General features: G+C 41.0%; 8 protein-coding genes and 1 pseudogene. 7 read left to right on the top strand and 2 right to left on the bottom strand.

Going from position 1 to position 12,066, the window contains the following annotated elements; genetic code table 11:
• The first annotated feature begins 338 nt into the window (after positions 1-338).
• The 5 genes from EI162_RS11395 (at position 339) to EI162_RS11375 (ending at position 4,832) form a co-directional block, all read left to right on the top strand.
• Positions 339-884 carry a porin family protein gene (locus EI162_RS11395; RefSeq protein ID WP_192524465.1) on the top strand — a complete coding sequence of 182 codons (546 nt, stop codon included), beginning with the start codon at positions 339-341 and terminating at the stop codon, positions 882-884.
• A gap of 129 nt (positions 885-1,013) precedes the next feature.
• Positions 1,014-1,547: a porin family protein gene (locus EI162_RS11390; RefSeq protein WP_192524464.1), complete on the top strand. Its 534-nt coding sequence runs from the start codon at positions 1,014-1,016 to the stop codon at positions 1,545-1,547.
• Between the two features lie 381 nt (positions 1,548-1,928).
• Positions 1,929-2,426, top strand: a complete 498-nt coding sequence (locus EI162_RS11385; protein WP_192524463.1) for an NfeD family protein — start codon at positions 1,929-1,931, stop codon at positions 2,424-2,426.
• A gap of 23 nt (positions 2,427-2,449) precedes the next feature.
• Positions 2,450-3,310 carry an SPFH domain-containing protein gene (locus tag EI162_RS11380; RefSeq protein WP_192524462.1) on the top strand — a complete coding sequence of 287 codons (861 nt, stop codon included), beginning with the start codon at positions 2,450-2,452 and terminating at the stop codon, positions 3,308-3,310.
• 145 nt (positions 3,311-3,455) lie between these two features.
• Positions 3,456-4,832, top strand: a complete 1,377-nt coding sequence (locus EI162_RS11375; RefSeq protein WP_192524461.1) for an esterase-like activity of phytase family protein — start codon at positions 3,456-3,458, stop codon at positions 4,830-4,832.
• Between the two features lie 246 nt (positions 4,833-5,078).
• Here the strand turns inward: EI162_RS11375 and hemN are convergent, their stop codons facing one another.
• Positions 5,079-6,542: an oxygen-independent coproporphyrinogen III oxidase gene (hemN, locus tag EI162_RS11370; protein WP_413038388.1), complete on the bottom strand. Its 1,464-nt coding sequence runs from the start codon at positions 6,540-6,542 to the stop codon at positions 5,079-5,081.
• A 390-nt stretch (positions 6,543-6,932) separates the two neighbouring features.
• Entirely contained in the window at positions 6,933-9,488 is a 2,556-nt protein-coding gene (locus EI162_RS11365; protein ID WP_192524459.1) for a penicillin acylase family protein, read from the bottom strand.
• 324 nt (positions 9,489-9,812) lie between these two features.
• Here EI162_RS11365 and EI162_RS11360 point away from each other — a divergent pair.
• Positions 9,813-9,998: pseudogene (locus EI162_RS11360) on the top strand (magnesium chelatase domain-containing protein); the annotation flags it as partial.
• A 75-nt stretch (positions 9,999-10,073) separates the two neighbouring features.
• Positions 10,074-11,969, top strand: a complete 1,896-nt coding sequence (locus EI162_RS11355; protein ID WP_192524458.1) for a hypothetical protein — start codon at positions 10,074-10,076, stop codon at positions 11,967-11,969.
• Positions 11,970-12,066 lie beyond the last annotated feature (97 nt).

Raw genomic sequence — 12,066 nt, 5'->3', positions numbered from 1 at the left:
TTCTCGCTTGTGTCTTTATCTGGCTGCCGCTGATTTGAATTCTATACAGCCCCTATTGTTTTAAGCCTATCTCTTATATAAAGCTGGCGAAATGAGTAGGGATTATTGCATAAATTCGGTAGTTGTAACAAAAGATTTCATATCCTAGCCTTTGTAACCCAGACACTGATAAATACTTGCAAATCTTAACTTTCAAACCATCAAACACTGACAGAGTCTATGAAATGGTTTGTTACTATGTACTCATCGTTAGCGAACAAGGCGATAGAGCTATAAAGTCAATATAACTAATATAAATAGATAACTTGTTTGTCCAAACTTATTTTAAGGAGCTAACAATGAATACTCTACAAAAAACGTTATTCGCATTAGCAGCTGGTTCTCTATTAACGGTCAGTGCCCAAGCCGCTACTTCTTATAGTAATGGTTATACTGGACAGCCATACGTTGGTGTGAAGGTCGGTCAGTTTGATTTAGATATCGACAACGCTGATGACCCAACTGCTTACGGTGTATATGGCGGCTACAACTTTGATCCAAACTTCGGTATCGAAGCCGAATATGTAGGTTCAGATGATGCCGACTATAGAAATGGTGATCTTGATGCCAAGACTTATGGTGCCTACGGTACAGCCCGTTATCAGTTTCCAAATACAGGCCTATATGCCAAAGGTAAACTGGGTGTTGCCAAGACTAAGGTAGAAGGTGACTATACTGTTGGTCCGCTCAAAGTTTCAAACTCTGCCAGTGATACAGGTATTGCAGGTGGTGTTGGCCTCGGATACTCAGTGAACCCTAACTTTGGTGTCGAAGCTGAATACGCAATGATGGATAGTGATGTTGATGCCAAACTGATGACAGTTGGCGCTCATTTAAAATTCTAGACCTACATACCTTTAAGTTCCTATATTAAAGCGTATTGAACGAGCAAAAATGAGAAATGATTACTTAAGTATTATTTCTCACATTAAAAATCAAAAAATAAATCAAAAACATAACATTAGGTGAATACAATGAAAACTTTACAGAAAACTCTACTTGCATTAGCCGCTGGTTCTTTAGTGAGCATGGGTGCACAAGCAGCCGTATCTTATGGTAACGGTTACACCGGCCAACCATACGTTGGTGTTAAAGTTGGTCAGTTCAATTTAGATACTGATGGCGCTAGTGATCCGACTGCTTATGGTGTATACGGTGGTTATAACTTCGACCCTAACTTTGGTTTAGAAGCTGAGTATATTGGTTCAGATGACGCTGATTATTATAATGGTGACGTAGACGCTAAAACCTATGGTCTATATGGTACCTACCGTTATGGCTTTAATAACACGCCAGTATATGCCAAAGGTAAACTGGGTGTAGCACGTACTGAGATTGATGGTGATAGCAGAGTGCCAAATATCTCTGTATCAGACAAGAGCACAAGATTAGCAGGTGGTGTAGGTCTTGGTTATTCAGTAAATCCTAATTTCGGTGTCGAAGCTGAATACGATATCGTTGGTAGCGATGCAGACCTTTGGACTGTTGGTGCCAACCTTAAATTCTAATACTTTGAACGCTTAGTTCTTGGATTAGAAATTGCTTAAACAGTACTTACACAGTAATAAAAAAACGATCACTTAAAGTGGTCGTTTTTTTGTGCTTACACTTTTAAGAGTAGCTTTTTCATGCTTGGCTTTACTAGAATCGGCATGGCACTATCGCCAGTGGAATGTAATATCTATACATTACGTGCTATTAGTATGAGCTTTTCTTGCTCGCTGTACCTACGCAGATAGAGGCTGCAAAAAACTTATACCAGTAGCACACTAATACAGCTGTACTAATTTTATTGTTCATCAACTATATATTAATGATTTTTAAGACATTATTACTCTTAAAAATGTGCTACATTGAAAGTTAGAATGACAAAGATAGGGAATGTGCCGATGATAGAGACTCTCTGGATGATAGAACCTTGGCATTGGCTGGTATTGGGCTTTTTATTGCTGATTATCGAGATGTTTGTGCCCACCTTTGCTAGTCTTTGGTTTGGTGCCGCTGCCATCATCGTTGCTATACTTTCATGGTTATTGCCCATCTCTGTCTCTATTCAAATCATTGTTTGGCTAGTGCTCTCTGCTATATTTCTACTGGCGTGGTTTAAGTATATCAAACCGCTGTCTGTAGATCGTACTAAAGCAGGGTTGGGCGGCAGTGTTATCGTTGGTGAGACAGGTATGATTATCGTGCAGCCACAGGCCGATAGAGCAGGGACGGTGAGATTTAGTGTGCCTATTGTCGGTGCGGCTGAATGGATGTGCCGTACGCGAGGCGAGCAGGTGGCAGTGGGTGATCGGGTGATCGTGACGGATATCGTTGGTAACGAGCTAATCGTCAGTAGTATGAAGTCACAAGCAGCGATTAACACAGGCAGTAATTTATAAAGGTATGCTAATAGGGATAAGTTATGGAAAGCTTTAGTATTGTTATGATCGTTTTGATTGCACTGGTTGTGTTTACCGTGTTTAAAGGCGTTCGCATCGTGCCGCAAGGTTATAAATGGGTGGTGCAGCGCTTGGGTAAGTATAGCCAAACACTAGAACCCGGCCTAAACCTAATTATCCCTTATGTTGACGACGTGTCTTATAAAGTTACCACCAAAGATATTGTCCTCGATATTCCATCACAAGAAGTGATTACCCGAGACAACGTGGTTATCATTGCTAATGCTGTCGCTTATATTAATATCGTTCGTCCAGACAAGGCAGTGTACGGTATCGAGGATTATGAGTATGGTATTCGTAATTTGGTACAAACCTCATTACGTTCAATTATTGGTGAAATGGATCTTGATAGTGCACTATCGAGCCGTGACGAAATCAAAGCCAAGCTAAAACACGCGATTTCAGAAGATATCTCTGATTGGGGTATCACGCTTAAAACAGTAGAGATTCAAGATATTAATCCGTCTGATACGATGCAAACGGCGATGGAAGAACAAGCGGCGGCTGAACGTCAACGCCGTGCGACAGTGACACGCGCCGATGGTCAAAAACAAGCCGCTATCTTAGAGGCCGATGGTCGTCTAGAAGCCTCACGTCGCGATGCTGAAGCGCAAGTAGTGTTGGCTAAAGGTTCTGAAGAATCTATTCGTCTGATTACTGATGCGATGGGTACTGAAGAGATGCCGATTGTCTACTTACTGGGTGAGCAGTATATCAAAGCGATTCGGGAGCTGGCTGAATCTGACAACTCCAAAATGGTGGTGTTACCTGCTGATATTCTAAGCACAGTAAAAGGCATGGTAGGTGATAAGCTTAAAGTTTAATAATCAATGACTTAATAATCTAGGTGTTATACCTATTACAAGGTTCAATTTTAAAAATAGTCAGTTAGCGTCCAACGCGCTGGCTATTTTTTTGACTGTAAATTATTTAGCTCGTAATGAAAGTACAGATAAAAGGAAAATAACAATGCTTAAGCAAAACTCAAATAATATGCTGATGTCTATAACAGACTTCCCTCAAGGTAGCCCATTACCCTATACCGTACTGGATGCGACGCTCACCAATGCCGCTTATCCTGAGCAGAAATTGGAGATTCGAGGGGGTGGCTACGGCTCAGATGCAGCGGCTCATCCAACCAATGCCAATCAATTTTATGCACTCGCCGATCGTGGTCCCAATGCTGATTTTGATGGCGTTGCGGGTAAAGGTAAGCAGTTTTTAGTGCCAAACTATACACCGTCTATTGGGCTTTTTGAGTTACAAGCTGATGGCAAAATCACTAAAATAAAAGAAATCATACTAAAAGACAGCACCGGCAATCCCATCTCTGGGCTTCCGAATCCAAAAGCATTGGGCGGTACTAACGAAGTACCTTATGATGTTAATGGTCAGCCGATGACTATAAACCCAAGCTTACCTTTTGATACTGTGACCAACCCTATTAAAACCGATATCAATGGTTTGGATCCAGAAGGACTTACCGCGCTCACAGACGGCAGTTTTTGGATCAGTGATGAATATGGGCCACATCTCGTTCATTATGATGCCGAAGGGATAGAGGTCGAGCGTATCAATCCTTTTGCTAATGATGAGCGTAATAATGTGATGGTTGATGGTAAGCCAGTTTTATTACCAGCAGAGTTTACCAAGCGTCGCACCAATCGCGGGATGGAAGCATTAACAGTCACACCTGATCAGACGACCCTAGTAGGTATTATGGAGTCTTCCATGGACAATCCTGATCAATCGGGACGTCTGTCTAATTTGACCCGCATGGTGACGGTTAACTTAGTTTCAGGTCAGATAAAACAATACTTATATCGTCTGGATGCAGCACAGCATGTGGCATCAGGTATCGTTGCTATTAATGAGCATGAGTTTTATTTGATTGAACATGATCGCAAGTTTCCGCTACAAGACAAATCAGCCCAAAAGCTAATTTACAAAGTTGATACCTCACAGGCAACGGATATTGAAACTATTTTAGATAATAAAAGTGTCGAGCAGGACGAGATCGTCGGCTTGACTATCGAAGGACAAACACTAGAGCAGCTTATTGCCACAGACGAAAAAAACTGGCAAGCACTTGAAGAGATGGCTATTAAGCCTGTTAGCAAGACCTTGGTCGTTGATGTTCTGGCTACGATAGATTATCCGCATGATAAGCTTGAAGGCTTATGGTTGCGTCAAGATGGTTCGTTAGGTTTATTGAATGATGATGATTTTTCGATAACAGATACGGAGATAGCCAACCCAAAAAGCCTTGTTGAACACAAATATCTTGATAAGGAAAAGACTATCATAGATGCCAATCGTCTTTATATCGTCATGCCTACCGAGTAGAGCAGGCTGCTTTATACAGATAACTATAGCCAGTTCGAAATAAAATCGATACGTTAATAGCCACGTGCTACTGGTATAAGTTTTTCTTGCTTGCTGTTCGCAAGGGTGACAGAGGCTGCAAAAAATTTACTCCAGCAGCACTGTATCGGTTTTAAAGTGAATCAGCTACATCTTTATCACAGACCATAAAAAAGACCTCGATCGAGGTCTTTTTTATGGTTAATAATCAGCTTAAAAACACCTCACTTAAATAACTTTTGAAAAGCGGTTTTTATGTTTCTTCTCAAGATATTCATCGAATACCATCGCCACGTTGCGACCTAATAAGCGACCTTTTGGCAGTACGCGAATACCGGCAGCGTCCATGTCAATCAAGCGGTCGTCTTGCATCTGACCAAGCTGTTGGATCTCATCAATAAAATAGGTAATGGCATCGATACCAAATTTCTGATTGACGTCTCTAAAGTCGATATAGTCGTGGCATAACAAGTTCATAATCACATATTCGCGTAAGCGATCTTTAATGGATGTTTTAATCACTTTGACCGCTGGCATTACCGCAGGATTGCTGCGTGCAGCATCGATGTTGTCTTTATAAACCTGTAGATCGGTATGATTTTGTAAGATATAGCTGTTATTGGCATTAGCAATTTGACTGATTGAAGACACGCCAAAACCCAGTAAGTCGCAATCGCCCATGATGGTATAGCCTTGGAAGTTACGATGTAATTTGCCTTCACGCTGGGCGACGGCAAGCTCATCATCAGGTTTGGCAAAATGGTCGATACCAATGTACTGATAACCGGCTTCGGTTAAGGTGTTGATAGTATTACCAAGCATTGCGAGCTTGGAGGCTGGCGTCGGTAGGTCGGCTTCTTTGATTTGTCGTTGAGATTTAAAGCGCTCAGGCAAATGGGCATAATTAAAGACCGATAAGCGATCCGGTGACATCTCGATAATACGCTGGACGGTTTTATCTAAGGTTGTTGGCGTTTGATGCGGTAAACCATAAATCAAATCGACGTTGATAGAGCGAAACCCTAACGCGCGCGACTCTTTTAATACATTTTCAATTAACTCTGCCGAATGTACGCGGTTGACTGCGATTTGTACCGTTTCATCTAAGTCTTGCACGCCCAAACTGACGCGATTAAAACCCAGGTTGCGCAGCACTTGTAGCGTCTCGCCACTGAGCTCGCGTGGGTCGATCTCGATAGAATAGTCACCTTGGTCATCGGGCAAAAACTCAAATTGAGTTTGCAAAAACTCCCAAAGCTGTATTAACTCATTATCTTGTAAAAAAGTCGGTGTACCACCGCCGAAATGCAGTTGTTTCACCAGTGGTTTTTTGCCGTTTTCGGTTGTGCCTAATAAGCTACGTTTGTGCTTAATTTCAGCAATGAGGTACTCTAAGTAATCGCCTGCATCGCTGTTCTTTTTAGTAATGATTTTATTACAAGCGCAGTAATAGCAAAGGTGACGACAAAAGGGAATATGAAAATAGAGCGATAGCGGGGCATGGGCTTCACGCTCTCGAAGGATTTTGGTCTCAAGCCCTTCTGGCATCGGTGAGAATTCTAAAGCGGTTGGATAAGAGGTATAGCGAGGCCCTGAACGATTGTATTTATTAATAATATCTTCATCGAATGCGGGTAGCTGCTTGGTAGTAATGCTGCCGCGAGTACTGGCATATGGATTGTCTGGCTGCATGACAGGGCGGGTGGTGGTGGGTTGCTCTCCCGCACGATTATAGGGTTGTTGGGTGCTTTGTTCTGACTGGTTTGTCATGCGATATTCCTCGTTTTAACTGTATAAATCGCCATATTTACGTATTCGGTGTGTGGCTATTTTGAGTCAACTAATGGCCTTGCTGGTAGCGATTTAATATAAGTCATTTTAAGATTAACTGCTTTACTAAGCATTAAATAGTCTAAATATGAATGCTTAAATAGGTAATGGGTAGTATAACGAATCATTGATAATAGTGACATGGATAGAGAGTTTTTGTATATACCCATAAAGTTGTATGGGTAGGTAATAAAAAAAGACCTCAGGATTGCCCTAAAGTCTTTCTTACTGTTTTTATAAATTCTGCTCTTTTTATTCTGTTAATTGAACTTTATTACCAACCGCTTGGTTGCTAATCTCAGTAGCACTAAACGGCAAGCGAATCCAGTCTTTGGCTGAGTAGCGGCGCGTTTGATCACGATGATAAGGACGCGTGCTGTCCTCTGCTTGCGAATAGGCGAGCAATGCTTCTACGACGGGTCCATTAGCATCAAAAGTGACCGACTGCATATAAGTTGGGCCATTATTAATCACGTAATTGCCATCAGCGTTGGGACCAGGACCTCTTGCCACATTGAATACCCCTTCGCTTCCTTGACCACCATGCATAGGAATGCGTTCGTTGTCCTTACCTGCGTCTATAACGTATTGAACACTTCCTAAAGTTGCATCAAATGCGATACCTTTATCTTGGAAGTATTTAATCGAATCACCCAAAGCTGTTCGTGTAGTTGCGTTGATAATGAGATCGCGAGGCGTATTGACTGGATCATTGACGTCAAAACGTACACTAAATAGCTTTTTATCATCAATGGTTTCTTCAAAATCAATATTATTCCAAAACTCTCTAAAGACGTGTGCCCCTTTGCTATCGAGATTATTACGACGATCCCAATTGCTCAGCACATCACAAGCTTGAGTGGCATCGATAGTGCCACTATCAGTCAACGGCAGCATTGGGTCAGCGCTACAATCAGCCAATACATCATCTAGCACCAACTCAGCGACGTAGCTGCGGTTGCCATAGACGACTTCTTGCAGGTTTTTTAGGTTAAAGGTAGTGCCACCAAGACCATCTGAGTTATCGAGTCTGTCTAATACCTGTTGAAACGCCATACGAGTGCGCATCAGTAATGGTACGCCATCGACAGGACTTTCTTCGAGGAAAGGTGTCAAGTTACGACGCAGTAGCGGTGAAAATCCAGTCAATGGTGCGTCTAAGTTACTCAGCCAATAACTGTCATTGGAGTTGATCGCATAATCATCACGAATCAAGAACGGCAGATTTGAGCGACCAAAAATACCGGCTTGTGGCGAGTCAGCGTCATTGCCCCATTCGCAATCAGCGCTATTGCCCTTTAATGCTGGGAAGCCAAAGCCCACGATGGCTTTTAAGTATAACTCTCCCTCTGTACAACTATTTAACTGCTCTTTGGTCACGTGCGGTACGGTTGAGATGTCCGCATAAAGGGCTTTACCGTAACGGTCAGTGGCGATGGTGTTGACAAACCCTAGACCAACCTGATCTTGCATTCTATCAACCAAGTCCTCGACACTACTGGCTTGGTTCATGCTGCGCCACTGATTCAGTGAGCGTGCATTTTCTGCCGCGGCATCACGGATAGTAAAGGCGATATTATTAGCCCCCCAAACTGGTAGTAAACCGTTAACCTTATTGATTGCTAACATAGGCCCAAAGTGTGAGGAATAAACAGGTTGAACGAGGGTTTGATCGTCTGGTAGCTGAATGGTCACTTCATCCTTGCGGATATCACGCTGTTCTACGACGCCATCACTATTGGTATAGTTGTACTTCATAGGATTGCCATTCACTAGCTCAAGCTGATAAAGCGTGAAGCGTTTGGCAGTAGAAACGGTGTGGCTCCAAGCAACATCTTTATTGAAACCAATATTCGGGAAAGGCTGACCTTGTTGAGCTGCACCCATTACGTCAAGCTCACCGGGCATGGTTAAGTGAAACTCGTAAAAACGTTGGATACCATTCCATGGTTCATGTGGATTGCCGTATAAAACTCCGCTATCGGTGCCCGTCGTTTCGCTACCAAGTGCGTAGGCGTTACTGCCGCCATCCAATACATTGATGGTGGTCATATCAAAATCAAAGCCTGAGGCTAAATCGGCTGTGTCTGCAGCGGTAGATGAAGAGGTCGATACCGAGTTCGATGCCGAATCTGGGCCAATAGAACGCATTCTGCTATTGTCCATGCTTCTACTGCCCATTCTACTACTATCAACAGTCACATCCTGTGATGGAGGTGCCGCCGCAACGATGGGTCCCACAAAGTTTGAGAGGCCACCGCGTAAGTTTGCTTTGGCATAAAGCGCCAGTAGATCATTGGTTCCGATTTCTTTTACCCATTCGGCGCCAGCGCAGTCAGGATCGATATTATCAACCCCTTTATCGCGTAGATAGCGACTATAACCAGCGGCGTAACCTGCGACTGCATCAAGGACTTCTGGCTCTTGTGCATCTAGGAACTGCGCGCGTTTTTCTGGTGAATTATACCAAGTATAAAAAACATCGCTGGCCACATCGCCTTTTTCGCCTAAATAAAGCATGCTCTGACCGTTAGCAACCACAATCTCACGGGCCAGTGAGCAGATATTGTCTTCAGCGAAAGAATAACCAACGCCGTAGCCTAGTCCTTTATAATCTTTGGCAGTAATGTGGGGTATACCGAACTCTGTGCGTTGAATGTCGACCTCGTAGGTCGCTGAAGGGGTAGTGATGTCATCATCATTATTAAAGCTGCTGTCACTATCTGAACATCCCGATAATGCTAATGAAACAGCTACGGTGAGTAGCGTGAGTGAAGGCACACGCTGATTAAGCACTTTTATACTCATAAACCTATCCGTCCATGGTTGAAAGGTATTATATAAAACGGTGGCAAAAATCAGCCATCATTGCTTTATGTGAACAATAAAATCCTTTTATTGTTAATACTTTTGCTAGCTTTGGGTCTCGCCTATCGAAGATAGGTTTTCCAGAGTCATTAGATAAGACTGAGGACGCGCCCTAAGCACGAAAGTATCTATTATTTATCATATAACAATGAAGGGCGCTTATGCTAGTAAATAATAGATAATAAAACACGACATTTGCGCGCTTATAAAGAATGCTTTATGATTGAAAATTGCCTATATTGCTTTTATTAACAGGAACTACGGATGTCGTTTGCTCAAGTATATACCCGCTCAGTTGTCGGACTGCACGCACCCAAGGTGATTATTGAAGTGCATTTGTCGCAAGGCTTACCAGCGTTGACTATTGTTGGTTTGCCCGAGGCTGCGGTACGCGAGAGCAAGGATAGGGTACGCTCAGCGCTGCTTAATTCAGGGTTTCAGTTTCCCAATTGTAATAGTTCCAAATTAATGGCAAAAAATATAAATTGATGGCACAATAATATTATTAATGAATATGAGAACAGTATGAGCCATTTTTTTGACAATAATACCCCTAGAGAAAAGTATAAAAATTCTTTCGACATTAGCAACTACATTAAGCCTCATTCTCAGGTTGATTATGATACAGACGCTAATTCTGAACCTGATCGTAATTATACGGTAAATCATTTTAACAAGAATTTTGAATATGTAGTTGTGTGGTATGACAAGGATTTTATTGCGCCTACTAATGCAAGTTCAAGCTCTAACAGTAATGGAACAGTCACCTATATAGACGTTCTATTCGCTAATTTAACAGAGCCTAAATATATTAAAAAAGGAAGTAAAGAAAAGGCTACTAGCTATTTAAAGTTAAGAATTCATATTAACCACATACATAAGTTACCTTTTGGTAGCATCTGGAAAAATGGTAAATCAATAGAACGCTTTGTCCTTGAGTCTTATGAGGTTGAAGTCAAAGATAATTATAATATTCATTCTTTTTCAAAAGCTCATTATGATATGAGCGTTGGTGCAGCAATAGACCTTAAAGAAAGTCCTACATCTGAGGAAGCTATTAAAAGAAGTCAACTAATAAATGAATTGCCATTCGATAGCACAAAATACTTTGAAAAAATAAATAGCTATGATAAAAATCAATTAATAAATATTAACGACGGTGAACGTAAGATTGTAATTCATCCTTTATCTTTATTTATTACCCATTATGGGTACTCAATGGATATAAAACGTATTATTAGCAGATATAATTTAAATAAAATAAAGGAAAAACTAATCCCAAAAAATGAACAGATCGAGGAAAAAATGAAGGCCGAGGGAGTGGATGAATATGTTGTATTACCTCCAAAATTTACTCAGAGAGACGCAGTATTTCTACATCAGTTAAAATATAGCCTAGACGTATGGAAAAAAGTTGAGAAAATACACAACAACATTCAAGAATCTAAAGATAATAAGAAAAGAAACGTTGGAATTGATTTTTGGCATCAACCTTTGACCTTGCGTATCAAGGGTATTCCTATCGGAAACAAAATATTATGCGCAAATATTATTGGTATCAGTGAACCTAAACTTGATCCTATTAACCTTATTCTTCAACCAAAAAGACGACTTAGCACTGATGAATCTATAGAGAGTCAAGATTTTTTGACAGTAAGGCAGTATATATCACCAGATAAGATCGAAGATCTAAACTTTACTCATAATCCTGTGAACAACCTAACGACTTTGATATTACTCGAACGATTGGAGAGAATCGGCGATCTAGTCATAATCAACAAACTAACAAACGGTATAGTTTCTAAACCTATTGATGATAGCACACGCTTTGTAAAAGAAGAGATGCCAGAGGAATTAGGTGTAGGAGAAAAAATTGGGAGAGGATCAACAGGTTTAGCTAAGGGTCTGTTTGATGTAAGAGAAGACAATCAATCTCGCTTCAATAATATTTGGAGTCATGCTAAAGAGTACTCGAAACAAAATCATGGAACCGCACGTTGGTTTACTTTTGGTCAAGGGCTTCAAGAGCAGGACGATTTCTATGTGATGTCGTTAGCTAAGTTACACTCTACTGCTCATAATTTATACTGGCCTGAGTATATTTTAGTAATAGAATTGCAAATTGCGGAAAATAAGTATTATATTTTAGAGTTTGGAGAAGTAGAGTTAAAGAAGAAAAACGACTCAAAAAGCAATGGAACAGGAGTGAAAGGTTTTAATGGCATTGCTTATAAAACTGACAACGATGAAGATTTTTTCAGTAAGGATGGTAAGCTAGTTGAATTGATAGCAAAAGTTGTTAGTTTAAACGGAACTCTAAACTCTGAATTTACTAACTTTTACAATGGGAAGTTAGCTTTGTTTAAACATCCTAAATCCATTAATAGTAATTGGGTTAAAAACGGTATAGATAACTTATAACACACTCAGAAACTATAGTCACTGCACTACAAAAGAGTTATGATTTGGATGAATATCATAAAACAATTTAGATAAGTCATTTTCCATCCAACCTTGG

Source organism: Psychrobacter sp. FME6, from assembly GCF_014861365.1.
Classification (GTDB): Bacteria; Pseudomonadota; Gammaproteobacteria; order Pseudomonadales; family Moraxellaceae; genus Psychrobacter.
The sequence above is the reverse complement of the archived record's forward strand: the minus strand, read 5'-3'. Positions and strand labels throughout refer to the sequence as shown.

What these genes read in the sequence shown, in the direction of transcription:
- EI162_RS11395 (WP_192524465.1), top strand. Translation starts at nt 339, where the DNA reads ATGAATACTCTACAAAAAACGTTATTCGCATTAGCAGCTGGTTCTCTA.
- EI162_RS11390 (WP_192524464.1), top strand. Translation starts at nt 1,014, where the DNA reads ATGAAAACTTTACAGAAAACTCTACTTGCATTAGCCGCTGGTTCTTTA.
- EI162_RS11385 (WP_192524463.1), top strand. Translation starts at nt 1,929, where the DNA reads ATGATAGAGACTCTCTGGATGATAGAACCTTGGCATTGGCTGGTATTG.
- EI162_RS11380 (WP_192524462.1), top strand. Translation starts at nt 2,450, where the DNA reads ATGGAAAGCTTTAGTATTGTTATGATCGTTTTGATTGCACTGGTTGTG.
- EI162_RS11375 (WP_192524461.1), top strand. Translation starts at nt 3,456, where the DNA reads ATGCTTAAGCAAAACTCAAATAATATGCTGATGTCTATAACAGACTTC.
- hemN (WP_413038388.1), bottom strand. Translation starts at nt 6,542, where the DNA reads ATGCAGCCAGACAATCCATATGCCAGTACTCGCGGCAGCATTACTACC.
- EI162_RS11365 (WP_192524459.1), bottom strand. Translation starts at nt 9,488, where the DNA reads ATGAGTATAAAAGTGCTTAATCAGCGTGTGCCTTCACTCACGCTACTC.
- EI162_RS11355 (WP_192524458.1), top strand. Translation starts at nt 10,074, where the DNA reads ATGAGCCATTTTTTTGACAATAATACCCCTAGAGAAAAGTATAAAAAT.